This is a genomic window from Roseateles sp. GW821-FHT09G09, assembly GCF_059415965.1.
In genome coordinates this window covers 63,695-89,697 of the sequence record NZ_JBWKOG010000001.1, presented here as the reverse complement: position 1 = coordinate 89,697, position 26,003 = coordinate 63,695, and the positions used below count along the sequence as shown (strand labels likewise).

The window sequence follows — 26,003 nt, the reverse complement described above, 5'->3', positions numbered from 1 at the left end:
ATGGCTAGGAGTTGCCATGGACCTGATCGCCAAGATCGAGGCGGTGTTCCACCGCCGCGGACACCTGCAGTACGGTGACGAGCGCCGGGAACCCGTCACCGCGCTGGAGCACGCGCTCCAATGCGCCCAGCTCGCCGAGTGGGCGCACGCGGAGCATAGCCTTGTCGTCGCGGCGCTGCTGCACGACCTCGGGCAACTGATGGACGGTGGTTCTGCCGCCCCCCTGCGGGACGACGAGCACGAGCTGACCGCCCTCCCGCTGCTGCGCGCTGGCGGACTGGGCCCGGACGTGGTGGAGCCGATCCGCCTGCATGTCGCCGCCAAGCGCTACCTCGTGAGCACGGACCCGGCCTACGGGCCGAGCCTGTCCGACGCCTCGCGCCACAGCCTCGCGCTGCAGGGCGGGCCGATGAACGCGGAGGAGAGGCTGCTCTTCATGGCCCACCCGCAGGCGAGCGCGTCGCTGCAGCTGCGCCGCTGGGACGACCTCGCCAAGCGGCCGGGCATGCGCACGCCGCCGCTCGCCTACTACCTGGCGCTGCTCGAGGAGCTGCTGCGGGAAGCGCGCGCGCCGGAGCGGGTGCGCATCGCCTGAACGCGGACGGCTCATGCGCCTTCCGGATGAGTTCATGCGGAACCGGCGCAAGCGGAGGGGGACGATGTCAAAGGAGGTCTCCCTCTTGAGGGGGATATCGGACCCCCCGCCCGCTTTGCATACTGGATCCCGATCGCTCGCTGCCTGGACCTCAGCGATGTGATCAAGGGGAGGAGTGCTATGCCGACCTACCAAAGCCCGCAAGGGTGGCGGTGGTCGGCATAGTTTTATCTGCGTGGCGCATCGCGAACGCTTGGGCGTGAAGGGAATCGGCAAGATATATTGCCCGCCCAGAACAAGCTTTACACAACCCATGCAGTTCCCTTCGCGGCAGCGGCCAGGCGCTGTCTCCTCCGGTCATGGCGGGTGAGCGCAGCGCCGAGCAGGCGAGCGTCGAGCTCGAACTGCTGCGCCTGATCGGCAGGCAGGGCCGTCGCGTCCCCTACCCTGTGAGCATCGCCGCACTGATGATGGCGGTGATGGCGGCCAGCGTGATGTCGCCCTGGCTGGCCTACGGATGGCTGGCCGTCGTGTACGCGGTGCTGGCGGCGCGCTGGGCCGTGCTGGGCCGCCTGCCGGAGATGCAGCACCGCCCGCTCGAGCAGCGCATGGACTGGGCCGTGTGGCTGAGCCTGGCCAACGGGCTGGCCTTCAGCGCCTCGCTGGTCGCGGCGCCGCACCTGAGCGACTTCCAGCGGATGGTGCAGACCATCGTGCTGCTGGGCCTGTGCGCCGGCGCGGTCGCGACGACCGCCGGGCACCGCGTCGTGTTCCAGGTCTTCCTCTGGCCGGTGACCCTGGCCACCGCGCTGTCGTGGGGCCTGTTCCACGAGCCCGGCGCGGAGCAGCGCTGGCTGGACTGGGTGCTGTCGGCGCTGATCATCTTCTTCGGCCTGATCCTGACCGGCCTGGCACGCGACACCTACCGCGTGTTCGCCGAATCCGTGCTGATCCGGCTGCAGCAGAACAAGAGCAACCAGCAGCTGCGCCAGGCGCTGTCGCAGGCGGAATCCGCGATGGCGGCGAAGACGCGCTTCCTCGCCTCGGCGAGCCACGACCTGCGCCAGCCGATGCACACGCTGTCGCTGTTCGGCGCGGCGCTGGACAAGCGCCCGCTCGACGACGAGGGCCGGGTCATCGTCACGCAGATGAACCTGGCGCTGCATTCGCTGTCCTCGCAGATGGACGCGCTGCTGGACATCTCCAAGCTCGACGCCAACGTCGTGCCGGTGAACAACCAGGTCTTCGCCTTGCAGCCCTGGCTGGGCCGGCTGCAGCGCGAGTTCCAGCCGGCCGCGCTGCGCAAGCACCTGCTGCTGCGGCTGGACTGCCCGCCGGAGGCCTGCGTCGAGAGCGACCCGGTGCTGCTGGAGCGCGTGGTGCGCAACCTGATCGACAACGCGCTCAAGTACACGGCGCGCGGCGAGGTCGCCATCGAGGTCAACCGCGGCCAGGACGAGGAGGTCTGGCGGCTGTCGGTGCGCGACACCGGCATGGGCATCCCGGAGCACGAGCAGCAGCGCATCTTCGACGAGTTCTACCAGGTCGGGAATCCGGAGCGCGACCGCGCCAAGGGCCTGGGGCTGGGCCTGTCGATCGTGACGCGGCTGGTGGACCTGCTGGACCTGCACCTGGCGTTGCGCTCGACGCCGGGGCAGGGCTCGAGCTTCATGCTGAACGTGAGCGCCGCCGACATCGCGCTGGTGCGGCCGGGCTCGACGCCGACGCAAGGTCCGGCGCTGCCGCCGATGCGGGTGTTGGTGATCGACGACGAGGAGCCGGTGCGGGTCGCCATGCATGCGCTGCTGAGCGCGCACGGCTGCCAGGTGCTGCTGGCCGGCAGCACGCGCGAGGGCCTGCTCAAGAGCATGGGCCAGCAGCCCGACCTGCTGCTGACCGATTTCCGGCTGCGCGGCGGCGAGGACGGCATCAGCGCGGTGCGCTCGCTGCGAAGCGCGTTCCCGGGACTGCCCGCCTTGATCGTGAGCGGCGACACTGCGCCCGAGCGGTTGCGGGAAGCCCACGAGGCGGGACTCACGCTGCTGCACAAGCCGGTCACCGAAGACCTGCTCATCAGCGCGATGCAGGCCGCGCTCGCCGAATATCGAAGGGAGGGTCCCGATGTCTCGCCCGTTCGAGGAGGCGCCGAGAGTCCGGTCTGACACGGTGTCCGGCACGGTGTCCGACACCGCATCCGATGCCAGGTCCGACGCGCCGACCGACGTGCCGACCCACGGCACCGATGCGCCGCCTCCGAGACCGTTGGGCACCCGCTGGCTGTCGCGGCCGCTCGAGGACTGGATGGCCGAGCGGCTGGTGCTGCCCGAGCCCGGCCCGGCGGTCGTCGATGTGCTGATCGTCGGCAGCGGTTATGGCGGCGCCGCGGCGGCGCACGCCCTCGCCGGCCGGCGCGCCGAGGACGGCCGGCGCCTGAACGTGGTTGTGCTCGAACGCGGCCGCGAGTACCTGCCCGGCGCTTTCCCCAACCGTTTCGCGGACCTGCCGGGCCACGTGAGGCTCGCGCCTCCGGGCGCGGACGCGCCGATGGGGCGTCGCGAGGGGCTCTTCGATCTGCGCCTGGGGTCGGATGTCTGTGTCGCGCTCGCCAACGGTCTGGGCGGGGGCTCGCTGATCAACGCGGGCGTGATGGAGCGGCCCGACCCGTCGGTGTTCCGCGAGCCCGGTTGGCCGCAGGCCTTCCTGGGCGAGGACATGACGCCGTGGTTCGAGCGCGCCGAGCGGCTGCTCGGCGTCCGCGACAACGAGGGCGAGGGCGAGGGCGAGGGCGACAACACCGTCGAGCGGCTGCGCGCCCACGCCGGCTTCCAGACGCGCCGCCTCGATGCGTTGAAGGCGCTCGGCCCGTCGGATACGCGTGCGGCCCGGATCCAGGTGGCGATGGACGGCCGTCCGCGCGGCGCGGCCGGGTGGTCGCACCACGCGTGCATCGCCTGCGGAGACTGCGCGACCGGCTGCAACCACGAGGCCAAGCAGTCGCTGGACACCGGCCTGCTGCTGCAGGCCTGGCGGCAAGGGGCCGAACTCGTCTGCGGCGCGAGTGTCGAGGCGCTCGCCGCCGCACCGGGCGTCGGCTGGCGCGTCACGCTGCAGCACACCGACGAGCTGTTGCGCCAGCGCCAGGGGGAGCCGTTCGAGGTGCTCGCGCGTCGCGTGATCCTGGCGGCCGGCACCCTGGGATCGACGGAGATCCTGATGCGTTCGCGGGACCGCGGCCTGCCGCTGTCGCGCATGCTCGGGCAGGCGTTCTCGGCCAACGGGGATGTGCTCGCGGTCGGCCACGAATGGCCGCGCGTCGTCCACGCGGTCGCCGACGAGGACCAGGCCCCCGCGGCGCGGCAGGTCGGTCCGACGATCACCGGCGTGTGGCGGGCCGGCCCGGATCATGTCGTCGAGGACCTCGCGGTTCCCGGCGCGCTGCGTCCGATCTTCGAGGAGGGCTTCGCGCTGGCGGCGACGCTGGACGCGCTGGCGCGCGCCAACCCCGGACCGCACGAGGAGCGCGCCGACTTCGACGACCCCTTCGCCGTCCGCCCCTCGGTGACCGAGCGGCAGTTGCCGCTGGCGATCGTCGGGCGGGACAGCGGCACCGGGCGCCTGGTCCGGCGCGAGGGATTCGAGGAACCCGGCGGATTGCAGGTCGACTGGCCCGGGCTGCGCGATGAGCCGGCGATCGCGCGCCGGCACGAGGCGCTCGAACGGCGCCTGCGCGCCCAGGGCGCGCGGCTGTTGCGCAACCCGCTGTGGCAGCTGCTGCCGCCGGAGATGGCCTTCCTCACGAACGACGCGCGTGGGCCAATGCTCAGCGTGCATCCGCTCGGCGGCTGCGCGATGGGCGACCGAGGCACCGACGGGGTGGTCGATGCGATCGGACGGGTGTTCTCCGGCGACGGCGAGGCGGTGCATGACGGCCTGGTCGTGATGGACGGCGCCATCGTGCCCGGATCGCTCGCGATCAATCCGGCGCTGACGATCAGCGCGCTGGCGCAGCGGGCGCTGGATCAGCTGGTCCTCCTCTGGCGACTGGGCGCGCCGTCGCCCGTCGCCGTGCGCCGGGAACCGGCGCGGCCCGTCTTCCGCCCGTTGCCCGGGCAGGGACGGCAGGCACCGTCGCATTCATCGACGGTCGGCACGGGGAGTGCGGGCAGCACTCGTGGCAGCGGCAGCAATAGCAGCACTGGTGGCACGGGTGGCACTGGTAGCGCGGGCGGCACTGGTAGCACGGGCGGCGCCGCTGAAACCGGTGGCGACGCGACGGTGATCGAGGTGCGCGAGCGCCTCGGCGGTTTCGTGCGCTGGTCCGGCGCGCCGGGCTCGCCGGTGAAGTACCTGGAGCTCTGCGTCGTCTACCAGCCGAAGGCGTTGACGGACCTGTTGAGACCTGGCCCCGAGCGGCGGCTGATCGTGGCGCCGGGGAGTCGGCTGCGCGTTTTCGAGACGCGCGAGCGCCGGCCCGGCTGCTTCGACATCGTCGGCGCGAAGCCCGGCGACGGCCGCCTCTGGGCGCACGAGGAACGCGGCGACGAGCACGCGCTCTTCACCGCGCCGCTGGCGGACGGGGAGCTCACGCTGTTCCAGCGTGAAGCGTCGGGTTCGTTGCGACGGCACGCGCGCGGGTTGTGGGCGTGGGCGATCAATCGCGGCGTGCGCGATGCCTGGCAGGGCCTGATCGACTGGGCCGGACGCCGATCGCCGCCGAGGGCGCCGAGCGCGGCACGGGCGGGCCTGCGCGCGCGCGCCGTCAACGCCTGGCACCTCGCCGGACACGCGGGGGAGGCGCGGGTGATGCGCTACCAGGTGCGCGTCGACCGGACCGCGGATCTGCCCGAATGGGCGGCCGCGTTGCGCGACCAGCCATTGGTCGGGGCCAAGCGGATCAGCTACACGCGACGCGGCAACCCGTGGACGCAGCTGAGCCGCATGACGCTGTCGCCCGTCGCCGGCATGGCGCCGCCGCCAGGGGCGCGGGAGATCGTGCTGACGCTGGACATGCATCACCTCGCCCGCGAGCGGGTGCCGCTGCTGCGCCTCCGGCAGGCGCGCGACATCCCCTCGGCGGCGCGCGACATCGGCGCCCTGATGGCCTATGTCGCGCGAATGACGATCGGGCTGCATGCCTGGACCTTCCGCAAGCCCGACGAGGCGCCGCCGCGGCGCATCTCGCGCCTGCCGGGCGCGGTGCCCGGCCTGCCGGATCCCGTGGTGATGGAGATGGCCGCCGGGCGCTGGGGCGACGCGGGCGCGCAGCGCCAGGACCTCGACCGCCCGCCGCGGGAGGACGACGAGCGCCCGGTGCTGATCCGGCTCACGCACTACGCCCGGCCGGGCGGGGACCCCGTGCTGATGATCCATGGCTACAGCGCCAGCGGCACCACGTTCGCGCATCACGCCGTGCGTCCCGGTCCGGCCAAGCTGCTGTGGGACGCGGGCCACGACGTCTGGGTGCTGGACCTGCGCACCAGCGCCGGCCTGCCGACGGCCCGGCTGCCGTGGACCTTCGAGGAAGCCGCGTTCAACGACATCCCGCTCGCCGTCGACCGGGTGCTGCGCGAGACCGGCCGGGAGCGGCTGAACATCCTCGCGCATTGCATGGGGTCGGTGATGCTGCACATGGCGCTGCTGGAGCCGCGCGAGCAGTCCTGGGAACGCTGCTTCCCGTTGCGCGCCGCCTTGAAGGACAGGATCTCGAAGCTGGTCATCTCGCAGGTCACGCCGCTGATGGTGATGTCGCCGACCAACAGCCTGCGCGGCGTGCTGATGCAGTACCTGCGGCCGTACCTGCCGCTGGGGGACTACGCATTCCGGCCGGAGGGCACGCTCACGCTGTTCGATCACCTGCTCGACCGGCTGCTCGCCAGCCTGCCGTATCCGGAGGCGGAGTTCGACCTGGAGAACCCGCCGCCCTGGCCGCCATGGCGGATGCGACGCACCCCCTGGACGGCGACGCGGCATCGCATGGACCTGCTGTACGGACGCGACTTCGCGATCGGCAACGTCGACCGCGCCGTGTTCGATTTCATCGACGACCACTTCGGTCCGCTCAACCTGGACACGGTCGCGCAGGCGATCCACTTCGCGCGCTGCCACGAGATCACCGACTGGCAGGGGGCCAGCGTCTACCTGGACAGCCTCGCGAAGAGCCTGGCGCTGCTGATGTCGTTCCCGGTGCTGTCGCTGCACGGCGAGGACAACGGCCTGTGCAGCGCCGACAGCGCCGAGTTGCTGAAGGCCTACTACGACCAGGCCGCGCCGGGACGTTATCGGTACCGGGTGATCGCGGGCCACGGGCATCAGGACTGTCTGATCGGACGCCACGTCGCGACGCAGGTGTTCCCGCACGTGCTTGCCTTCCTGGCCGAGGAGTCGCCGCCGTGAGCGGGTTCCTGCGCGCGACCCGTCTCGGCACGGCGGCCGACGGGCTGCTGATCGGCGCGGAGGCGCCCGGCCATCGCGTCGAATGCGCGGCGCCGGAGCATGGCCGCGTGCCGCTGCTGACGGCGCTGCGGCCTGAGCGGGGCTGGCCGCACTGGCTGCTGTGGGTGCCGATGCGGTGGCGCGGCGGATGGGCCTATGAGCCGTTGCCGCAGCCCTGGCGGATCGAGCCGTTCGTGCCGCCCGGCGTGGGGCAGCCGGGCGCGCCGTGGCGCATGTCGCAGGCGGTGGAGGCGTTTCGGCCGGGGCCCGGCGCACCACCCGTCGCACCACTCGTCCCATTACCCGATGCACTACCCGACGCACTACCTGGTGCGGCGGTCTACATGAATGACGCGGCCGGCGTCGAGGCCGACGTCGAAGGCGACGACGACCGTGCGATCGACGTCCACGGCCTGCTGCTGGTGGCGCTCTATCTTGAGCCGCGCGCGCTCGCGATGGAGGGCGCGCATCGCGGCGTGATGCATGAGCTCGGCGATGACGAGCTGCGCGCGCAGGTCGAGGGCGCGCTCGAGCAGCTCCTCGATCTGCCGCCCTGTCGCTGGGCGCATGGCTTCGTGCCGTCGCCGAAGGAGTCCGAGCCTGACTCCGAGTCCGAACGCGAGGGCGAGGGCGAGGGCGAGGGCGAGGGCGAGGGCGTGTGCTTCGCGCTGGCGGCGTGCCAGTACCCGCCGGGTCTGCTCGATGCGAGTCCGGGTTGGGAGCTCGACGCCTCGCAAGCGGGGCCGGGTCTGGCGTCGTTGGCGCGTCTGCACGCCTTCACGCGATCGACGGCGCGCGGACGGACGTGCTCGCTGGTGCTGTTCGCCGGCGACCAGATCTACGCGGATGCAAGCGGCGGGCTGGCCGACTCGCGCAGCGGCATCGAGCGTTATGCGCGCGGCTACGGGGACTTCAAGGCCGGCCCGGCGCGTCTGTTGCCGCCGACGGTGGCGCGCATCGTCCACGCGATCGACGATCACGAGATCGTCGACAACTGGGAGCCCAGCCCCGGTGCCAGTCACGGGGGCAAGGGCCCGTGGTTCGATGTCGCGCGCCAGGCGGCCTGGCATCACCGCTGGGAGGCCGGTGCGCGCGTGGGCGGGCCTGAACTGCTGTGGCACGACTTCGACTGGCGCGGCGCGGCCTTCTTCATCGCCGACGCGCGTTGCGAGCGCGAGGCGCGACGCGTCGCGAACTGGTCGAGCGCGCGCCTGTGGTCGACCGCGCAACGCGATGCCTTCGGCGGGTGGTTGTCGCGCGGCGGGGATCGGCCGAAGTTCGTGCTGAGCGGTTCGCTGCCGCTGCCGCGTCGTCGCACGACGGTGGAGCATGCGGCGAGCTGCCTGCGCTCCGATGCCTGGGACGGCTATCCGCACAGCCTGCACGAGCTGCTGGGGGCGGTATGGCGGCATCGCGCGTCGGGGCTGGTGTTCTTGTCGGGCGACGAGCACCGCTCGGGCTGGGTGAGCGCGGAGATCTCCGCGGTCGACGGCGGCGACCGCGCGCCGGTGCGGGTTCACTCGGTCCACAGCTCGGCGCTGTATGCGCCGTGGCCGTTCGCGATCACGGCTGCCGAGGAGCTGGCCGCGCCCGATGCCTTCGAGTTCGACGGCCCGGACGGTCGGCGCCTGCGCTGCGTGGTCAGCGCGTGGTCCGACCACCCCGGCGACGGCTTCGCCGTGCTGCGCGCCAAAGGCGGCGAGGTCGAACTCTGGTTTGACCGAGCCGGTCAAATTTCGGATGCGCCGGATGGGGTGTTGTCGTCTGGAAATCTCGAGGTGTGAGGCACCAAGCTCCGCTGCCCGATGCCTGTCATCCCTCACATGCGACACTGCCGGATGACCGAAATCGAACTGCGTTTCCAGATCCCCGAATCGCAATGGTCCGCCGTGCGCCGCTGGGTCGCAGGGACCGGCAAGTCCGTCGCAACCGAGGAACGCCTGCAGGCCTCCTACTTCGATACGCTCGAGCGCGACCTCGCGCACGCCGGCTTCGCGCTGCGGCTGCGCCGCGAGGGCGACGTCTGGGTGCAGACGCTCAAGGGCGCCGCGCCCGACGGCATGACGCGCCTCGAGCACAACGTGCCACTGGGGGCGGACATCCCCCAGCTCGATGTCGCCCGTCACGCCGACCATCCCGCCGGGCAGGCGCTTCAGGCCTTGCTTGAGCAACTGCCCGAAGGCGCGCTGCAGGCGCTGTTCCGCACCGACATCACCCGTCTCACGCGTCCGCTGCGGACGCCGCATGGCACGGTCGAACTCGCGCTCGATCACGGCGCGCTGCTCGCCGGGGAGGGCGACGCGCTGCGCAGCACGCCGGTCGCCGAACTCGAGATCGAATTGAAGAGCGGCGAAGCGCGCGCCGTGCTCGAAACCGCGCGGCAGTGGGCCATCGAACGCTTCGGGCTGTCGCTGGAACTGCGCACGAAGGCGCTGCGCGGCGACCTGCTCGCGCGCGGCCTCGACTGCGCGCCGGTCGCCGGCTCGCGCGCGATCCACTGGACCGGCGACATGACCCGCGATGACGCGCTCCACCTGCTGTTGCGCGAGTGCCTGGAACCGATCGTGGGCAATGCCTCGCAGATCGCGAGCGGACGTCATCGGCCCGAACACCTGCATCAGCTGCGCGTCGGCCTGCGGCGCCTGCGCGCCGGCCTGCGGCTGCTCGCATCGGACGACGACCTGGCGCTGCACGCGTTGGCCGACGGTGCCGGACAACTGTCGCGACGGCTCACCGCCGCGCGCGACGTGGATGCCCAGGCCGAAGCCGCCTGGCGCGTCGCGATGCTCGCCGCCTGGCGCGCCGAGCGTCCGTCCGCGGCCTCCGAGTTGCCCCTCGCGCCGCCCATCGACGTCGCCGGCCTGCTGCTCGGGCCGGAGGTCCAGGGCTGGATGCTCGCGATCATCGGCTGGCTCGCGCGCCCTGCGCCCGACCACGCGCCCGAGGACGAGCAAGGCCTGGCCCTCGTCCACGCGCACATCGCGCGCTGGCGTGCCGGCACGGACAAGCAGGTCAAGCGGTTCGACCGCCTTGACACCGAGGGACGCCATCACCTGAGACGACGCCTGAGACGCCTGCGGCTCGCGCTGGAGCTGACCTTCGCCGTGCCCGGCGGGAACGACGGCGGTCGCCTGTCCAAGAAGGAGATCGAGTCGCGGGCCCGTCAACTGGCGCGCGTCCACGAGGCCGCGCAGCGCCTGGGGGCGTTGAACGACCTCGAGGTCGGCCTGTCCCAGGCGCGCGAGCAACTGGCGCTGGCCATGGCGCACGGCGACGTGCCGGCCGCGGCCCAGGCGGGCTTCTCGCTGGGATGGCTGAGGCCGCGTCAGCAGCAGGCGCTGGAAAAAGCCGCCAAGGCCGTAAAGGCCATAAAGGCCATAAAGGCCATAAAGGCGGTGAAGGCGGTGAAAGCCGTCAAGGCGACCAAGGCCTCGAAGGCGATCAAGGGCGCTGGCGCGGGCGGTGCCGGGAAGCAGGTCAAGCCGGCGAGACGCGCCAAGCCGGACTGAAGCGCTTCACCCGACTGACTTCACTGAGGAGCGCACCCCCGCCTCATGCCGAGGCGTCGGGAGGCGTTCACTCATTCCAGTCACTTCGAGGCCGACATGACGCAGTTCCATTCCCTGCCGTTCACCGAACTCCCCCCACGCCCCGACGACGAGGTCCCGGATCGCGACCGGATCCCCGCGTTGCTGGCGATGGCGGTCGATCCCGACCAGCTGTGCGCCGTCCAGGCGCTCGCCGCCCGAAGACTTGTGGATCCCGGCGGCGAGATCTATCCCGCCGACGGGTGCGCGATCACCTTGACCTTGCTCATGCGGGCGGCCGGATTCGAGGTCCACGAACGCTACTGGGCGATCGACGTGCCGGCGATGCTGCTGGCGCGCGGATGGCGGGAGGTGCCGCCGGGCGCGCAGCAGGCCGGCGACATCGGCAGCACCTGTCGCGAGGAGCGACATCACGGCGAGGACCACGTCTTCCTGGTCGTCCGGTGCGTCAACCAGGACGAGATGATCGTCGTGGACAACCAGGCCGCCTACCCGCACTTCCGCTGGGCGAGCGGGCAGGGCGGCAAGACGCCGAGCGCGATGTTCTACCGGGCGCCCGAGGCGTCGGACTGAGCGTCCTGGCGTCCTGGCGTCCCGGCGTCCTGGTGACGCGGCGGCGTGGCGACCTCAGACGTCGCCGCCGAGATGGCGCGCCGCGCCCAGCATCTCGTGGACGTCGTGCGTCATCACCGCGAGGAAGGCCGCCAGGCCGATGTAGTACGCGGCGTACTCCCATTTCACCCGGGTGGGCACGGCGTAGTAGGTCATCGCCTCCTCGCTGTCGGCGCGGTACTTCCAGGCCTTCATCAGCTGGGGCGCGGCCAGCAGCGCGATCAGCAGCAGCATCGGGCTGGGCCGGTAGACGAACAGCGCGACCAGCACCGGCACGCCCGCGAACCAGATCCGCGGCGACAGCACCGCCGTGATCCGACCGCCGTCGAACGGCGACATCGGGATCAGGTTGAACAGGTTCAGGAAGAAGCCGGCGTAGGACACCGCCAGCAGCCAGTCCAGGTTCCAGCTGCGCGCCAGCAGGTAGCAGACGGTGGCGCCGACGGTGCCCAGCAGCGGCCCGCCCAGGCCGACGTAGGCCTCCGTCTGCGCGTCGTGCGGCATCTCCTTGAGCTCGATCCAGGCGCCGACGAAGGGGATGAAGGTCGGCAGGCCGACGTTCAGGCCCTTCTGGCGCGCGGCCAGGTAGTGGCCCATCTCGTGCACGAACAGCAGCGCGATGAACCCCACCGCGTAGCGCCAGCCGTAGACCCAAGCGTACAGCAGCACCGACAGCAGCATCGTGCCCCCGCTGAGCAGCAGCTTGCTCAGCTTGACGCCGGAGAACAGCAGGAACAGGAGCTTGGTCATCGGCTCAGGACTCCGCGGACTCGCTCTTCTTGCGGCCGAAGAGCTTCATGATCGCGCCGCCGAAACCGACGACCGCCAGCAGGATGATCTTGGCGAACTTCAGGACGAACGCGCCGATCACCGCCAGCAGGCCCAGCTTCTTCGCGCCGACGCCCAGCACCAGCGCGGCCAGGCCGTACTCGGCGACCTTGTCGGTGCTGCCGTTGAAGTCGGCGTAGCGCTTGCCGTCGTTGAACTCCAGCGCGCCCAGCAGCTGCTGCGCGTCGCCCTTGTACTTCGGCAGGTCATCCAGGCCGGTGACCAGGTTCAGGCTCATGTAGCCCTCGCGGCCCAGCGCGTAGGTGTTGTAGTTGACGCCCTGCGGCTCGTTCGCCGGCGCGCCGACCTCGCGCGATTTCATCGCCCAGACCAGGCGGTGCGAGTCCGCCGCGTAGGCCGGCTCCTGCGCCCAGCCGGTGATCTCCAGCGCGCGGCCGCCCATCTTCTTGCGCTCGTCGTTGCTGGCCTCGGTGCCTTCCTTGAAGCTCTTCAGCATGTCGGCGGCGTCCCAGTGCTTGGCGTCGTCGTCCTTGATGTAGCCCGACTTCTCGAAACGCAGCGTCGCGAACCAGTCGGCGTCGCCGCGCGGGAACACCACGCCTTCCAGGTCGCTGTAGTCGCCGGGGTTGCCCATCGCGCGCATCAGCTTGGCCGCATGCGGCTGCGGCACGTAGAGCTTGCCGTCGGGCAGGTGCAGCACGGCCTGGCTGGACAGCTTCACGTCCTGCGGCCCCTTCACGATGTCGTTCTGCGCGGCCGTCAGGACCTTGGCGAACTCGTTCTCGCCGGACTGCGCCCAGACCGGCGCCGCGGCGATGAACATCGCGCCGAACAGTGCGCCGGCGAGGACCCGCAACGAGCGGGCGAAGGGGGTGGTGGTCATGGAGATTCCCTCGAAACGGTGTATCGAACCCGGCCTCTTCGGGCCGAAGGGTGCGAGTCTATCGATGGGGACCGTCGGGAAATCCGCACTTCCCCCATCCGGGGGCATCAAAAAGCCAGCGCAGTGACCAAAGACATACAGCCCCGCGAGGGGGCTGTATGTCAGCAGCGGCCGTGGCAGGTCACGCCACTTCTTGCCACTGCTTCTGCAACTGGTCCCACTTGAGGCGCGCCGCCTTCAGGTGGCGCTCCTTCACGTGGCCGTAGCCGCGGATGTCTTCCGGAATGCGGGCCAGTTCGACGGCCGTCGACAGACGCTCCGTCGTGAGGCCCTTGGCCAGGATGGCGTCGATGGTCGCGCGGTAGTCGTTGATCAGTTGGCGTTCCGTCCTGCGTTCCTCGGTGTAGCCGAACGGATCGAAGGCGGTGCCGCGCAGGCCCTTCATCCTGGCCAGCACGCCCATCGCCGGCCGCACCCACGCGCCGAAGGCGCGCTTCTGCAGATGACCTTGGCCGTCCTTCTTGGCGAGCATCGGCGGCGCCAGGTGATGCACGACCTTGAAGTCGCCTTCGAACTGGCCCTTGATCTTGTCGAGGAACTTCGTGTCGGTGTGCAGGCGGGCGACCTCGTACTCGTCCTTGTAGGCCATCAGCTTGAACAGATAGCGGGCCACGGCCTCAGTCAGGCGCGTGCCGCCCACCGGCGCTTCCGCCTGGCGGACCTTCTCGACGAAGGCGCGGTACTGCTCGGCGTAGGCGGCGTTCTGGTAGTCGGTCAGGAACTCGACGCGCTTGGTGATCAGCTCGTCGACGCCCTGGCGCTTGACGAAGTTGATGACCTGCTGCGCGGCGAACAGCGACTGCACCGCGGCCAGGTCCTGCGCGCAGCGACGGCCCCATTCGAACGCGGCCTTGTTGTTGTCGACCTGCACGCCGTTGAGCTCGATGGCGCGCATCAGCGCGGCGTGGCTCAGCGGCACGCGGCCCTTCTGCCACGCGTAGCCCAGCATCAGCGGGTTGGTGTACAGCGAGTCGCCCAGCAGCTTCACCGCGACCTCTTCCGCGTCGAACATGCCCAGGTGCGAGGCGCCCACGGCCTTCTGCACGGCGGCCTCGCAGGCGGCGCCGGGGAAGGACCAGTTGGCGTCGTTGACCAGCGTCGCGGTCGGCGAGCCGTGCGTGTTCAGCGCCACGAAGCTGCGGCCTTCGCGCATCACGGCCAGCGTCGTCTTGTTGGCGGCGACGATGGAATCGCAGGCGATGACCAGGTCGGCCTCCGCGGTGCCGACCTTGGTGCAGTGGATCGCGTCGGGCGTGTTGGCGATCTGGATGTGGCTCCAGGTCGCGCCGCCCTTTTGCGCGAGACCGGCCGCATCCTGCGTGATCACGCCCTTGCCTTCCAGATGCGCGGCCATGCCGAGCAACTGGCCGATCGTGATCACGCCGGTGCCGCCCACGCCGGCCACGACGATGCCCCAGGCCTCGACCGCGTTCGGGATCGTCGGTTGCGGGATGACCGGCAGCGATGCGTCGAACGGGCTGACGCGCTTGTCCTTCTTGGGCTTCTTGAGCTCACCGCCTTCGATCGTGACGAAGCTCGGGCAGAAGCCCTTCACGCAGGAAAAGTCCTTGTTGCAGGTGTTCTGGTTGATCTGGCGCTTGCGGCCGAACTCGGTCTCCAGCGGCTCGACCGACAGGCAGTTCGACTGCACCGAGCAGTCGCCGCAGCCTTCGCAGACCAGCTCGTTGATGACGGTGCGCTTGGCCGGGTCGACCAGCTTGCCGCGCTTGCGGCGGCGGCGCTTCTCGGTCGCGCAGGTCTGGTCGTAGATGATGACCGTGGTGCCGGGGATCTCGCGGAACTGGCGCTGCAGCTCGTCGAGCTCGTCGCGGTGGTGGACCGTGACGCCGGGCGCCAGCGGCTTGCCGTCGTACTTCTCCGGCTCGTCGGTGACGATGATCAGCTTGGCCACGCCTTCGCTGACCAGGCTGTTCATGATCTGCGTGACGCTGTGGCCCTCGGGCCGCTCGCCGACCTGCTGGCCGCCGGTCATCGCCACCGCGTCGTTGTAGAGCACCTTGTAGGTGATGTTCACGCCCGCGGCGATGGACTGGCGGATCGCCAGGATGCCGCTGTGGAAGTAGGTGCCGTCGCCGAGGTTGCTGAAGATGTGCTTCTCGTCGGTGAACGGCGCCTGGCCCACCCAGGGCACGCCCTCGCCGCCCATCTGGGTGAAGGTCGCGGTGTTGCGGCCCGGCATCCAGGTGACCATGTAGTGGCAGCCGATGCCGCCGACGGCGCGCGAGCCGTCCGGCACGCGCGTGCTGGTGTTGTGCGGGCAGCCGGAGCAGAACCACGGCGTGCGGTCGGCGCCGCCGGCGGTCTTCTCCTCGCTCTTGAGCGACTGCTCCTTGGCGTCGATCAGCGCCATGCGGGCGTCCAGGCGCGCGGCGGTGTCGGCGTCGACGCCCAGCTTCTTCAGCCGCTTGGCGATGGCGCGCGCGATGATCGCCGGCGTCAGGTCGGCCTGCGGGCGCAGCAGCCAGTTGCTGCTCGGGTTCGGGTGGCTCCACTCGCCGCCGCTGCGGTCGCCGTCGGTCTCGTCGAACTTGCCGAGCACGTTCGGGCGGACGTCGGGACGCCAGTTGTACAGCTCTTCCTTGAGCTGGTACTCGATCATCTGGCGCTTCTCCTCGATGACGAGGATCTCCTGCAGCCCGGTGGCGAAGTCGCGGGTGATGGTCGCTTCCAGCGGCCACACGACGTTGACCTTGTGCAGCCGGATGCCCAGGCGGCGGCAGCTGTCGTCGTCCAGGCCCAGGTCGTGCAGCGCCTGGCGGGTGTCGTTCCAGGCCTTGCCCGACGCGATCAGGCCGATGCGGTCATGCGGCGTGGCGACGACGTTGTGGTTGAGCTTGTTGGCGCGGACATAGGCGAGGGCGGCATACCACTTGTGGTCCATCATCCGCGCTTCCTGGTCCAGCGGCGGGTCGGGCCAGCGGATGTGCAGGCCGCCCGGGGGCATCTGGAAATCCTCGGGCATCAGGATCTCGACGCGGTCGGGATCGACGCTGACGCTGCTGGAGGATTCGACGATCTCCTGGATCGTCTTCATGCCCGACCACAGGCCGGAGAAGCGGCTCATCGCGAAGGCGTGCAGGCCCATGTCCAGGATCTCCTGGACGCTGCTCGGGAAGAACACCGGGAAGCCGACGGCCTTGAAGACGTGGTCGCTCTGGTGGGCGGCGGTGGAGCTCTTGGCGATGTGGTCGTCCGCGGCGATGGCGATCACGCCGCCGTGCTTGGACGTGCCGGCCATGTTGGCGTGCTTGAACACGTCGATGGAGCGGTCCACGCCGGGGCCCTTGCCGTACCACATGCCGAAGACGCCGTCGAACTTCGCCTTCTCGGGGAAGAGCGCGAGCTGCTGGGTGCCCCAGACGGCGGTGGCGCCCAGTTCCTCGTTGACGCCGGGCTGGAAGACGATGTGCTGCTTGGCGAGGTGCTTCTTCGCGGCCATCAGGGCCTGGTCGTAGCCGCCCAGCGGGGACCCGCGGTAGCCCGAGATGAAGCCGGCGGTGTTGAGGCCGGCGATGGCGTCGCGGGTGCGTTGCAGCATCGGCAGGCGGACCAGCGCCTGGACGCCGCTCATGAAGGCGCGGCCCTCGTCGAGTGCGTACTTGTCATCCAGCGTGACCTTCTCGAGGGCGCGCAGGATGTGTTCGGGCAAGGGGGCGTTCATGCGGGGAGTCTCCTGATGGGTGGCTGACTTCCGGTCCCCGCTTGTGGCGAGGCCGTGTGCCTTGGCTGCCGTCGCGCCAAGTATGGCGGCGCGCGGAAAACGCAGAGAACAGTGTAGGAAACAATGCCCGGCGAGTGTTTGCTAGTTCTGCGCCGGTGGCGGCTGTTTGAGCAAGAATCTTTCCGGGAATGACGAAAGGGATTCGAATGGCATCGAAAAACGGTGCATCAGGGAAAACCATGAGGGCGACGGCGGGTTCCGCGGGCGGCGACGAGGGGACGGACCGGGGCGCTGATCGCAGCGCCGATCGCAGTGAGGAGGCGGTCGGATCCGGAGCACCGGCAAGCGGCGAACTCGACCGTTATCACGTGGCGATCCTCGGGGAGCTGCAGCGCGAGGCGCGCCTGTCCAACGCGGAGTTGGCGACGCGCATCGGCCTGTCGCCGGCGCCCACTTGGCGCCGCGTGCGGTGGCTGGAGGAGCAGGGCTTCATCACCGGCTACCGCGCCGAGATCGACCGGCGCCGCCTCGGCCTGGGGGTGCTGGCGTTCGTTCGCGTGGACGCGGACCGCAACAACGGCGCGGCGACCAAGCAGCTGGAGGAAGCGATCCGGCAATTGCCGGAGGTGATCGCCTGCCACTACATCAGCGGCGCGGGGACTTTCGAGCTGGAGGTGATGGCCACCGACCTGGACGCGTTCAGCCGGTTCTCGATCGACACGCTGCTGAACCTGCCGAACGTGAAGGACATCCACACGAGCTTCTCGCTCGGGGAAGTGAAGGCGGGCGGGGCGCTGCCGCTGGGGCATCTGAAGCCGAAGGGGTGAGCGGCCGACGATATGTCGCCGGCCGCATGCGCGTCACCTGTGCTTATCTGAGCGATTCAGCAATGTCACGATCAGCCCGGCCACGCCGGAAATCAGGAATACGAAAAGAGCCCAGTGCAGCGGCTGCGGCCATGCTTCCGTGGAAATGCGGTACACCAGCGGATGGCCGGCCGCCATCACGGGAATGAATAACCGGAGCCATGCCCAACGGCGGGCATTAGGCGATTCCTTCGGCTGATTCACGGATTCACTCCTCACGCATGCACGTGTACGACGAGGAACTCTGCGACAGGCCGCCCACGACAAAGCCACCAATACCTCCCGCGACGGCGCCCACGCCGATGCCAAAAGCGACGCCGCCGCCGGTGAATGCTGTCGAGATCCCTCCGACGATCCCTCCTTGCAGGGCCCCGTTCCAACCACCCGCCCGCGCACCATCCCAATTCCAGCCACCGCTCACCATATCGATTTCCTCCTCAGTCAGCTCTCGAATTTCTCCGTAGTTGATTTCCATCGTAGACATGACGTTTCCTCATTGACGTTGATTTTCATGCCGCTCATGTGGCGGTCACGGCGACGGCACCTTTTCATGCATGCCGCGCTGACGACGCTAACGGCCGCGTGCCGGTCAAGAAATAGGGGAAAAGTCGATCATGGAAATGGGTGAGCTGAATTGGTCAATTTGGATATTGCCTTGCGCTGGAAATAACAAAAGCGAGTAAGCTAAATTGAGCTGGCGGTCATGAAAGGTCGGACGTGATGGTGCGGCGATACCACGTCGAGGATGGAAAGCTGTACCGGTCGCACTGCCGAGCCCTGTGCCGGCTCGACGGAGAGCCCCGCTGGCATAGTCGACGATCCTCCTCGCTCCCCGGCCGCCATGACGCTACCGCTCCGACATTTCCTGCTCGCGCTGTCCGTGGTCGCCATCTGGGGAAGCAACTTCGTCGTGATCCGCTGGGGCCTGAACGCGTTCCCGCCGCTGCTGTTCGCAGCGCTGCGGTTCACCTTCGCCGCGCTGCCCGCGATGCTGCTGCTGCCGCGGCCGAAGGTCGGCTGGCGCAACCTCGCCGCCTACGGCGCCTTCGTCGGCGTCGGCCAGTTCGCGCTGCTCTACCTGGCGATGCGCTCGCAGATCTCCCCGGGGCTCGCCTCGCTCGTCATCCAGACGCAGGTGTTCTTCACGCTGCTGCTCGCCATGAAGATGAGCGGCGAACGCGTCCAGGGCTTCCAGTGGCTCGCCTTGATCACGGCCGCAGCCGGCATCGGCGTCATCGCGTCGCACACCGACGGCACGACCACCGTGCTGGGCCTGGGGATGGTGCTGCTCGCCGCGCTCTGCTGGTCCAGCGGCAACATCGTCGGCAAGCGCGCCGGCGCCGTGAACATGCTGGCCTATGTCGTCTGGAGCAGCGCCTTCGCCGCGCCAGCACTGTTCGTCCTCTCCTTCATCGTTGAAGGTCCCGTGCAGATCGGTGAGGCGATCCAGAACGCCAGCATCGGCGCGTGGGGCGCGGTGCTCTGGCAGTCGGTGGGCAACACGCTCTTCGGCTACGGCGCGTGGAGCTTCCTGTTGTCGCGCCATCCCGCCGCGACCATCGTCCCGATGGCGCTGCTCGTGCCGGTGTTCGGCATGAGCTGCTCCGCGCTGCTGCTCGGCGAAGGCCTGCCGCCGTGGAAGCTGATCGCCGCGGCGCTGGTCATCAGCGGGCTCGCGATCAACCTGCTGTGGCCGCACCTGCGCGGCGTGCTGCGGACCGCGAAGGCCTGAGCATGAGGATCAGCAGGCACCTGGGATCGGGCATGCGCGCCAGCCTCGGCACGAGCGCGCACCGCAGGCTTGCCTGCGTCCTGGCCGCCGTGGCCATGGCGCTTTTCGGTGTGTTCATGTCGCCGGGCGTGAGCGCCCAGCTCGTCCCGCCGAACAAGGGCAAGACGCCCACGACGATGCCCTCGGTGCGCGACCAGGAGATCGCCCAATGCCTGCCCGGCGAGGTGCAGACCTGGGGCGACGGTCGCGATCGCGCGATCGCGACGCGCGCCTTGCGTTTCGCCTATCGCCACGACAACGCGCCGCCCTGGTTCAGCGAACCGCAGGTGATGGCGCTGGTGAAGCGCTCCACCGAGGCCTGGACCGCCTGCGGACTGAAGCTCGCCGTCATCGCCGTGCCGAGCGGCCAGGTGCCGCCCGAGGACGCCATCCAGATCCTCTGGAGCGACGTCGGCAGCCGCGGCCAGTTCGCGCTGGCCAACGTGACGGCGCGCAGCCTGTCGATCGGCCCCGGCCTGTTCGCGCTGCTGCGCGAGCGCAACCCGAAGCACCCCGCGGACCAGACGCTGCAGATGGTGCTCTCGCATGAGATGGGTCACTTCTTCGGCCTGATGGCGCATTCCAAGCGCTGCGTCGACACGATGTCCTACTACGACAACGGCAAGGGCGAGCGCTGCGCGCTGCGCGATCCGAAGAGCTGGGGCAGCGTCGTCGAGTACCGCTCGATGCTGCCGACCGCCTGCGACATCGACCGCTGCAGAGCGCTGAACAAGTAGCCGCCGTCCAAGAGGCGACGCGGGGGAGGGCGATGGGCAGGCACGCATGGAACAAGCGTCGTCCTCGCGGCGTATGCTGATGCGATGAACTCGAATCGCCGCCTCGTCGTTCTTGCCGCCGCCGCGCTCGGCGTCGGCGCCTCCCTGATGACGCCGGTCCGCGCGCAAGGCCCGAAGCAGAACCTGCAGGTCGAGATGCGCTGGGTCGAGTCCGAGCTCAGCGGCGCCACGGTCGCCGGCATCCGCGACGGCAGCACGGTCGTGAGCACGGGCGGCTCCGTGTCGGCGCGCGGCGGCGTGTCGCTCTCCACCGAGAACCGCGAGCAACGCCAGCAACTGTTCCCGCGCCTGCTGGTGCTCAACGGCGCGCAGGCCTCGTTCACGATGACCGAGTCGACGCCGATCCAATGGGTCGATGTTGCGCTCGACCGCCAGCGGGGCGAGCGCGACCGCGTGGTCGTCGTGCCGCGCCAGGGCATGGCGGAGCGGGTGCGGGGCATCGTCGTCCGGCCGAAGTGGCCGGGCGGACGCAGCCCGGTGGATGTCGAAGTCCGGGCCTCGGACCAGGCGCAGATGCCGCAGGGCGGCGCCTACGGCACTTCGCTGCCCGACGGTCAGCAGCGTCCGAGCACCGACGTCCTCAGCACTGTGCAGGCGCCGCTCGGGATCTGGGTCACGATCGCGCGAACGGGCAGCGTGGCCACAAGCGCCAGCCGCAACACCTACAGCACGCGGGACGCGGAAGTGCAGAAGCTGCGCGAGCTGCAACTTCGCGTCGACGTGGCGCCTTGATCGAAGGGGCGCCACCCAGCGAAGTGGCTCCATAAAGGTTTCTCCGAAGTCACTGCATTGGTTGAATTGGTATTTGACTGGTGTTGTTTTTCGACCTGATCCGCTAAGCTGCGGCGTCCATTGGAGGCCCCGCATGTCCGTTCGCGTTCTGTCCCGCATCCCGACCCCGTTGACCGCTGCGATCGCCGCGCTCGGCGCGATCGCCGCCTCGGCCGCCATCGCCGCAACGCCGGCCTCCGAGGGGAAGGCCGACAAGAACTCGGATGCACCGGGCTACCCGCTCTTCGGCGCGAAGCCGGTCGAGTTCGAACGCACCGGCGGGAAGATCGTCGGCATCTACGTGCCCAACTGGGAGCCGGTGGAGCTGATCGAGCGCGTGCCGCCGCAAAACCTGACCCACGTGCTCTACGCCTTCCTGCGCCTGTGCGGTCCCGGCCAGTTGGAGAAGGACGCCGCCAAGTGCGTCGGCAAGAAGGAATTCGAGATCGGCACCGGGCCGATCGACACGCGTTTCAATGACGCATTCCAACGCTACAAGCAGCGCGCCCCGCACCTGAAGATCGTCGCGTCGGTGGGCGGCTGGGGCGGGTCGGATCCGATCTTCCACCTGGTCGGCGATCCGTCGAAGCGCGCGGTGTTCGCGGCCTCGGCGCAGCAGTTCCTGCGCGACCATCCGGCCTTCGACGGCATCGACATCGACTGGGAGCATCCCGGCAACAACGGCGCGGCCAATGGCGTGCAACTGGGCAGCCCGCAGGACGGCCAGTCCTATGCGGCGCTGATGGCCGACCTGCGCCAGGCGCTGGACGCGCTGACGGCGGAGACGGGCCGCCCCTACCTGCTGACGACGGCCGTGAACCCGATGGATTCAATCGTCGGCAAGATCAACTTCAAGGACGCGTCCAAGCCGCTGGATCTGGTCTTCATGATGACCTACGACTTCTACGGCATGTGGTCGCCGGTGGCGGGTCATCACACGACGCTGCGCGCGTCGTCGCTGCAGGCGGACGACAGCCTGGAGCGCGCGGTCCGCAACCTGGAGACGGCGGGCGTGCCGCGCTCGAAGCTGGTCGCGGGGGTCGCGATGTACGGTCGGGGCTTCACCGGCGTGAGCGAGGCCAAGGCCGGCGCGGCGAAGACCGGCGCCTATCCCGGCGGCGAGGGCGCCCAGGGCTACCGCGAGATGGCCGGCCGCATCCTCGACGCGAAGGGCAACGGCCGCGCGGGCTACCAGTCCGTCTGGGACCCGGTGACGCAGTCCTGGTCGCTGTTCAATCCGAAGCAGAAGCTCTGGATGGGCTACGACGATCCGCGCGCCGTGCTCGCCAAGGGCCGGTTCGTGCGCGACCAGGGCCTCGCCGGCGTCTTCGCCTGGGAGCTGAGCCAGGACAACGGCGACCTGCTCAACGCGATGAACCGCGGCGTCGGCAACGTGCCGCTGGCGACGCAGAAAGAACCGCGCCGGTAACTCGCGCACGGCTTCTGCAGGCCTACGATCACGGCCATGACTGCCTCCACCGCTCCCGCTTCCTTTCCAGGCTCCGCGACGCCGCCCGCCGCGCCCGCGCGCCTGCGCATCGCCCTGATCGCCCACGACGGCAAGAAGGACGAGATGGTGATGCTCGCCACCGAGTTCGCCGGTTTCCTCGGCGGCTGCGAGCTCGTGGCGACCGGCACGACCGGCTCGCGCCTGACGGCGGAGGTCGGCCTGACGGTCGAGCGCATGCTGTCCGGCCCGCACGGCGGCGACCTGCAGATCGGCGCGCGCCTGGCGGTCGGGCTGGTCGACGCCGTCGTGTTCCTGCGCGACCCGATGACGCCGCAGCCGCATGAACCCGACATCAACGCCCTGGTCCGCGCCTGCGACGTCCACAACGTGGCCTGCGCCACCAACGTCACCAGCAGCCGGCTGATGCTGCGTTCGCTGCAGGTGCTCGGCACGGGCGGCGGCCGGGAGTAGAGTCGTCCGTCGATGCCGGGGGACCGTCGATCACCCGGTGAACGACAGAAGGAGACTCCGATGCAACGACGTTCCCTGATCGCCACCGCGGCGGCGATGCCCGCGCTCGCGGCGCTGCCGGCCCGCGCACAGACACGCCCGCCAATGATCGCCGCCGAGCAGTACTTCTTCATCTTCCTCGAGACCGGCAAGCCGGTGCCCGACGACAAGGCCGCCGTCGCGGCGATGCAGGCCGGGCACCTCGAGAACTTCAAGCGGCTCTTCGCCGACGAGAAGCTCTTCGCGGCCGGACCGATGCGCGATCCCTTGAAGCAGAAGCGCGGCATCGTCGTGGCCAAGGCGCCCAACCGGCAGATCCTGCTGAGCTACTTCGAGCCCGACCAGTACATCCGCGAGGGCTACATGGTCGTCAACGCCCAGCCGGCGACCGTGCACCAGGCGCTGCACCACACCGGCATCGATCCCGATGGCATCGAGGAAAACCGCATCGTGCTGTTCAGCCGCGCGGAAGAGAAGGATCGGGATGCGGTCCCGGTATTCCTCCAACGAGCGCTCGACGAGGGCGTCATCGGCGCCTGGTACTCGCTGCAGGACGGCCCGATCGGCGAGGTCGTCTTCTCGCGCGGCACCGACGAGACGGCGCTGCGCAAGACGATGGCCGAATACCCGGGGCTCCGGGATCAGCGCGTCACGATGAAGATCTGGGGGCAGTGGTTGGGGAAGGGCGTGCTGCGCTGACTTGAGACTCAATCATCTGATCAGCAAATTAACCAAAAGTCGATGTTTTGGTTAATATGCTGACCAGATGAGCGCCCATCAAGCCACTGATGTCCTCGATCGCCAGTTGCTGCTGCAACTGGGTGATCGCCTCCGCCGCCTGCGCAAATCGCAAGGCCTCGGCACCGTCGACATGGCGGAGCGGGTCGGCGTCACGCGCAACACGCTGCGAGCCGTGGAGGCCGGGGATCCGGCAACCTCCATCGGCACCTACCTGCGGGTGATGTCGGTGCTCGGGATCGGTGGCGAACTCGCGTTGCTCGCCGGTGACATCCTGCAAACGCCCCCCGCGGATTCGGCCGCCGCAAGATCGCGGCGAGACGCGCCGATCGTGCGCGTGGAGATCTCCGCCAGCAGTGCGGAGCATCGCCTCCAGGACTTGCAGAGCATTGCGCTCCATCAGGAGGCCGTGCGGCTGGCCAAGGCAGATCCCGCCTTGGTCAAAAAAGCGGAGGCAACCGTCGAGCGCTGGCTGTCTTCGGGCGACTCCCGCTCGGCAACGTTGTGGCGTGAATGGCAGGACATCCTGCGTGACGGTACCTGGCGGAAGGCGCTTGGCGCCACACGGCGCGCACAACAGCTTCGACAGGCATCTCCTCTGGTCACGATCCTTCCGGAGGCGTCGCGACAACGCATCTTGAGGCAGGTGAACCAACTCAGGAAAGGCGTCATCCTTGACTCCGAGGTCGGCACTCCGACGGAAGAGACGGGAGAGACACCATGACGCGGCAGGAGCTGGAACACATCATCCGAGCCAGCGGCGATATCACCGATCAGTACGAGTTCGTGATCCTCGGGAGCCAGTCGATTCTTGGCACAACGGCAACGCCCGAAGACGTCTTCATCGTCTCCATGGAAGCGGACATCTATCCGCTCCAAGCGCCAGAACTTGCAGACATGATCGATGGCGCCATCGGCGAAGGATCGGCACGACTGCGCGCGACGCGCTTTGCGCAAGGCTTGAAGCGGCGCTTCTACGGCGCTTCTACTGCGCTCTCAACGGGCCAGCGGCAACGGATAACTCGCCAGGCTCGCATGGCCTGACTTGGAAACCGCCTGCACGCCGAAGATCAGGTTGTCCTTGGACAGCGGCAGCGTGACCAGGGTGACGTTGCCGACATCCTTCGCCCCTTCCCAGGCCTGCGACTCGCTGCGGCGCCAGACGACGCGATAACCCGCGAGCTCCGGATCGGCGTTCGCGGTCCACAGCAGCGTCGTGTCGTTGGTCAGCTCGCGCGCATCGATGCGCGCGCCCTTGACCGGCGACGGCGCCCACGCCAGCGTCGCCAGGCCCGCGAGGTTCACGCGCGCGACGTCGGCCACGTAGCCGAAATCGACGAACTCCGGCAGGTCGCCGTAGACGACACCGTTCTCCGTGCGCAGGTTCTGATGCTGATGGCGGAAGTCCTCGAAGGGCTCGGTGAATCGCACCGCGGCGTAACCGCGCTCCAGGAAGGGCAGGTGATCGCCGCCACGCAGGTAGCGGTCGCGGCGCTGGATCAGGTCGATGTGGAAGTCTGGCAGGTAGCGCTCGCCCTCGGCCTTCAGGTGACGACCGAACTGCTGCGTCGGCAACTCCTCGCCGCCGCCGGCCACCGCCAGCGGTTGCAGCTGCGCGCGGATCGCCGCGTTGGTCTTGACCTCGTCCTCGTTGGCCGGGCTGTTGGCGTTCGCGTTGACCAGCAGGCGCAGCAGCGGATCGAAGCCGTCGGCGAACAGGCGCAGCCGCTTCGGGTCGTGCTCGCCCTTGTCGCCACGCGAGCTGCCGACGATGTCGTTGGTGATCATGCCTTCGACGTTCAGCCCCTGCGCACGCGCTCGACGCGCCCAGTGGCGGGCGCCGAGCAGGCCCTGTTCCTCGCCGGGAACGGCCATGAACACGAGCGTCGCGTCGAAGCGCTGCTTCGCCGCCGCGCAGGCCATCTCCATGACCGCGGCCGTGCCGGAGGCGTCGTCGTTGGCGCCGGGCGCCTCGCCCTGGGCGTCCATCACGTCGCCGTTGCGCGAGTCGTAATGTCCGCTCACGACCAGGATGCGTTCACGCGGCGTGCCCGCCGACGCGCCGGGCAGCGTGGCCACGACGTTCACCAGTTCCGTCGGCGCGGAGAGGCGGTTGCCCGCCGGCTCGATGAACGCGTCCATCGTGACCTGCAAGCGGCCGCCGGTCTTCGCGCTGCAGTCCTTCAGCTGGCGCTCGATCCAGCGCCGTGCGGCGCCGATGCCGCGCGTGTCGCTCTTCGTGTCCGACGCCGTGTGGCGCGTGCCGAAGGCGGCGAGCTTGCGGATGGTCGACTCGATGCGCGCGGCGGAGATGTCCACGAGCATCGGCGCCACGCGCGGATCCAGCGGCGGCGCCGCGGTCTCCGAGGCGGCGCGCGCCGTCGCCGATGCCGGCCCCGAGGCCGGCGTGGTCTGAGCGATGGCGGAGGAAGCGATCAGCGCCCAGACAGCGGCGGCGGTGGGGAGGAGGCGGCGGCGATGGAAGGTCATGGGGTCAGG

21 protein-coding genes are annotated in these 26,003 nt (G+C 69.5%); 15 read left to right on the top strand and 6 right to left on the bottom strand.

What is annotated here, in order from left to right; genetic code table 11:
• The first annotated feature begins 16 nt into the window (after window positions 1–16).
• The 6 genes from AC07O8_RS00380 to AC07O8_RS00355 all read left to right on the top strand — a co-directional run bounded on the left by AC07O8_RS00380 (window position 17) and on the right by AC07O8_RS00355 (window position 11,148).
• Complete coding sequence (locus AC07O8_RS00380) at window positions 17–595, top strand: HD domain-containing protein (protein ID WP_297524212.1); 579 nt, start codon at window positions 17–19, stop codon at window positions 593–595.
• 359 nt (window positions 596–954) lie between these two features.
• Window positions 955–2,757 carry an ATP-binding response regulator gene (locus AC07O8_RS00375; protein ID WP_495046161.1) on the top strand — a complete coding sequence of 601 codons (1,803 nt, stop codon included), beginning with the start codon at window positions 955–957 and terminating at the stop codon, window positions 2,755–2,757.
• Entirely contained in the window at window positions 2,717–6,988 is a 4,272-nt protein-coding gene (locus AC07O8_RS00370) for an alpha/beta fold hydrolase (RefSeq protein WP_495046160.1), read from the top strand. Before AC07O8_RS00375 ends, AC07O8_RS00370 begins: the two co-directional genes overlap by 41 nt.
• Window positions 6,985–8,811, top strand: coding sequence for an alkaline phosphatase D family protein (locus AC07O8_RS00365; RefSeq protein WP_495046159.1), 1,827 nt, complete (start codon window positions 6,985–6,987; stop codon window positions 8,809–8,811). The genes AC07O8_RS00370 and AC07O8_RS00365 overlap by 4 nt, the downstream gene beginning before the upstream one ends.
• 54 nt (window positions 8,812–8,865) lie before the next feature.
• Window positions 8,866–10,536: a CYTH domain-containing protein gene (locus tag AC07O8_RS00360; protein ID WP_495046158.1), complete on the top strand. Its 1,671-nt coding sequence runs from the start codon at window positions 8,866–8,868 to the stop codon at window positions 10,534–10,536.
• 96 nt (window positions 10,537–10,632) lie between these two features.
• Complete coding sequence (locus AC07O8_RS00355) at window positions 10,633–11,148, top strand: hypothetical protein (RefSeq protein ID WP_495046157.1); 516 nt, start codon at window positions 10,633–10,635, stop codon at window positions 11,146–11,148.
• Window positions 11,149–11,202: 54 nt separating this feature from the next.
• On the opposite strand, the gene AC07O8_RS00350 is transcribed toward AC07O8_RS00355, so the two are convergent.
• The 3 genes from AC07O8_RS00350 to AC07O8_RS00340 all read right to left on the bottom strand — a co-directional run bounded on the left by AC07O8_RS00350 (window position 11,203) and on the right by AC07O8_RS00340 (window position 16,601).
• Window positions 11,203–11,937, bottom strand: coding sequence for a site-2 protease family protein (locus AC07O8_RS00350; RefSeq protein ID WP_495046156.1), 735 nt, complete (start codon window positions 11,935–11,937; stop codon window positions 11,203–11,205).
• 4 nt (window positions 11,938–11,941) lie between these two features.
• Complete coding sequence (locus AC07O8_RS00345) at window positions 11,942–12,859, bottom strand: DUF2167 domain-containing protein (protein ID WP_495046155.1); 918 nt, start codon at window positions 12,857–12,859, stop codon at window positions 11,942–11,944.
• Window positions 12,860–13,040: 181 nt separating this feature from the next.
• A complete protein-coding gene (locus tag AC07O8_RS00340) occupies window positions 13,041–16,601 on the bottom strand; it encodes an indolepyruvate ferredoxin oxidoreductase family protein (protein WP_495046154.1) in 3,561 nt (1,186 codons plus the stop codon).
• Between the two features lie 239 nt (window positions 16,602–16,840).
• Here AC07O8_RS00340 and AC07O8_RS00335 point away from each other — a divergent pair, with 239 nt between their 5' ends.
• Window positions 16,841–17,428, top strand: coding sequence for an Lrp/AsnC family transcriptional regulator (locus AC07O8_RS00335; protein ID WP_495046153.1), 588 nt, complete (start codon window positions 16,841–16,843; stop codon window positions 17,426–17,428).
• Window positions 17,429–17,461: 33 nt separating this feature from the next.
• On the opposite strand, the gene AC07O8_RS00330 is transcribed toward AC07O8_RS00335, so the two are convergent.
• Window positions 17,462–17,671: a hypothetical protein gene (locus AC07O8_RS00330; RefSeq protein ID WP_495046152.1), complete on the bottom strand. Its 210-nt coding sequence runs from the start codon at window positions 17,669–17,671 to the stop codon at window positions 17,462–17,464.
• A 4-nt stretch (window positions 17,672–17,675) separates the two neighbouring features.
• Entirely contained in the window at window positions 17,676–17,951 is a 276-nt protein-coding gene (locus tag AC07O8_RS00325) for an ABC transporter permease (RefSeq protein ID WP_495046151.1), read from the bottom strand.
• A 357-nt stretch (window positions 17,952–18,308) separates the two neighbouring features.
• Between AC07O8_RS00325 and AC07O8_RS00320 the strand changes: the two genes are divergently transcribed.
• From AC07O8_RS00320 to AC07O8_RS00285, 8 genes are all read left to right on the top strand, one after another.
• Entirely contained in the window at window positions 18,309–19,199 is an 891-nt protein-coding gene (locus AC07O8_RS00320) for an EamA family transporter (RefSeq protein ID WP_495046150.1), read from the top strand.
• 2 nt (window positions 19,200–19,201) lie between these two features.
• On the top strand, window positions 19,202–19,975 hold the full coding sequence (locus tag AC07O8_RS00315) for a zinc metalloprotease (protein ID WP_495046149.1): 774 nt from the start codon (window positions 19,202–19,204) through the stop codon (window positions 19,973–19,975).
• Window positions 19,976–20,059: 84 nt separating this feature from the next.
• Entirely contained in the window at window positions 20,060–20,767 is a 708-nt protein-coding gene (locus AC07O8_RS00310) for a hypothetical protein (protein WP_495046148.1), read from the top strand.
• Window positions 20,768–20,900: 133 nt separating this feature from the next.
• Window positions 20,901–22,235, top strand: coding sequence for a glycoside hydrolase family 18 protein (locus AC07O8_RS00305; protein ID WP_495046147.1), 1,335 nt, complete (start codon window positions 20,901–20,903; stop codon window positions 22,233–22,235).
• A gap of 36 nt (window positions 22,236–22,271) precedes the next feature.
• Window positions 22,272–22,727 carry a methylglyoxal synthase gene (locus tag AC07O8_RS00300; RefSeq protein WP_495046146.1) on the top strand — a complete coding sequence of 152 codons (456 nt, stop codon included), beginning with the start codon at window positions 22,272–22,274 and terminating at the stop codon, window positions 22,725–22,727.
• A gap of 60 nt (window positions 22,728–22,787) precedes the next feature.
• Complete coding sequence (locus tag AC07O8_RS00295; protein WP_495046145.1) at window positions 22,788–23,465, top strand: YciI family protein; 678 nt, start codon at window positions 22,788–22,790, stop codon at window positions 23,463–23,465.
• A 67-nt stretch (window positions 23,466–23,532) separates the two neighbouring features.
• On the top strand, window positions 23,533–24,228 hold the full coding sequence (locus AC07O8_RS00290) for a helix-turn-helix transcriptional regulator (protein WP_495046144.1): 696 nt from the start codon (window positions 23,533–23,535) through the stop codon (window positions 24,226–24,228).
• The gene (locus tag AC07O8_RS00285; RefSeq protein WP_495046143.1) at window positions 24,225–24,548 is read left to right on the top strand and encodes a hypothetical protein; all 324 of its coding nucleotides are present in this window, start codon (window positions 24,225–24,227) and stop codon (window positions 24,546–24,548) included. The genes AC07O8_RS00290 and AC07O8_RS00285 overlap by 4 nt, the downstream gene beginning before the upstream one ends.
• Here AC07O8_RS00285 and AC07O8_RS00280 read toward each other — a convergent pair.
• A complete protein-coding gene (locus AC07O8_RS00280; RefSeq protein WP_495046142.1) occupies window positions 24,501–25,994 on the bottom strand; it encodes a M28 family peptidase in 1,494 nt (497 codons plus the stop codon). The two genes, AC07O8_RS00285 and AC07O8_RS00280, sit on opposite strands and share 48 nt — an antisense overlap.
• Window positions 25,995–26,003: the final 9 nt, after the last annotated feature.

What these genes read in the sequence shown, in the direction of transcription:
- AC07O8_RS00380 (WP_297524212.1), top strand. Translation starts at nt 17, where the DNA reads ATGGACCTGATCGCCAAGATCGAGGCGGTGTTCCACCGCCGCGGACAC.
- AC07O8_RS00375 (WP_495046161.1), top strand. Translation starts at nt 955, where the DNA reads ATGGCGGGTGAGCGCAGCGCCGAGCAGGCGAGCGTCGAGCTCGAACTG.
- AC07O8_RS00370 (WP_495046160.1), top strand. Translation starts at nt 2,717, where the DNA reads ATGTCTCGCCCGTTCGAGGAGGCGCCGAGAGTCCGGTCTGACACGGTG.
- AC07O8_RS00360 (WP_495046158.1), top strand. Translation starts at nt 8,866, where the DNA reads ATGACCGAAATCGAACTGCGTTTCCAGATCCCCGAATCGCAATGGTCC.
- AC07O8_RS00355 (WP_495046157.1), top strand. Translation starts at nt 10,633, where the DNA reads ATGACGCAGTTCCATTCCCTGCCGTTCACCGAACTCCCCCCACGCCCC.
- AC07O8_RS00350 (WP_495046156.1), bottom strand. Translation starts at nt 11,937, where the DNA reads ATGACCAAGCTCCTGTTCCTGCTGTTCTCCGGCGTCAAGCTGAGCAAG.
- AC07O8_RS00345 (WP_495046155.1), bottom strand. Translation starts at nt 12,859, where the DNA reads ATGACCACCACCCCCTTCGCCCGCTCGTTGCGGGTCCTCGCCGGCGCA.
- AC07O8_RS00340 (WP_495046154.1), bottom strand. Translation starts at nt 16,601, where the DNA reads ATGAACGCCCCCTTGCCCGAACACATCCTGCGCGCCCTCGAGAAGGTC.
- AC07O8_RS00335 (WP_495046153.1), top strand. Translation starts at nt 16,841, where the DNA reads ATGAGGGCGACGGCGGGTTCCGCGGGCGGCGACGAGGGGACGGACCGG.
- AC07O8_RS00325 (WP_495046151.1), bottom strand. Translation starts at nt 17,951, where the DNA reads ATGTCTACGATGGAAATCAACTACGGAGAAATTCGAGAGCTGACTGAG.
- AC07O8_RS00320 (WP_495046150.1), top strand. Translation starts at nt 18,309, where the DNA reads ATGACGCTACCGCTCCGACATTTCCTGCTCGCGCTGTCCGTGGTCGCC.
- AC07O8_RS00315 (WP_495046149.1), top strand. Translation starts at nt 19,202, where the DNA reads ATGAGGATCAGCAGGCACCTGGGATCGGGCATGCGCGCCAGCCTCGGC.
- AC07O8_RS00310 (WP_495046148.1), top strand. Translation starts at nt 20,060, where the DNA reads ATGAACTCGAATCGCCGCCTCGTCGTTCTTGCCGCCGCCGCGCTCGGC.
- AC07O8_RS00305 (WP_495046147.1), top strand. Translation starts at nt 20,901, where the DNA reads ATGTCCGTTCGCGTTCTGTCCCGCATCCCGACCCCGTTGACCGCTGCG.
- AC07O8_RS00300 (WP_495046146.1), top strand. Translation starts at nt 22,272, where the DNA reads ATGACTGCCTCCACCGCTCCCGCTTCCTTTCCAGGCTCCGCGACGCCG.
- AC07O8_RS00295 (WP_495046145.1), top strand. Translation starts at nt 22,788, where the DNA reads ATGCAACGACGTTCCCTGATCGCCACCGCGGCGGCGATGCCCGCGCTC.
- AC07O8_RS00290 (WP_495046144.1), top strand. Translation starts at nt 23,533, where the DNA reads ATGAGCGCCCATCAAGCCACTGATGTCCTCGATCGCCAGTTGCTGCTG.
- AC07O8_RS00285 (WP_495046143.1), top strand. Translation starts at nt 24,225, where the DNA reads ATGACGCGGCAGGAGCTGGAACACATCATCCGAGCCAGCGGCGATATC.
- AC07O8_RS00280 (WP_495046142.1), bottom strand. Translation starts at nt 25,994, where the DNA reads ATGACCTTCCATCGCCGCCGCCTCCTCCCCACCGCCGCCGCTGTCTGG.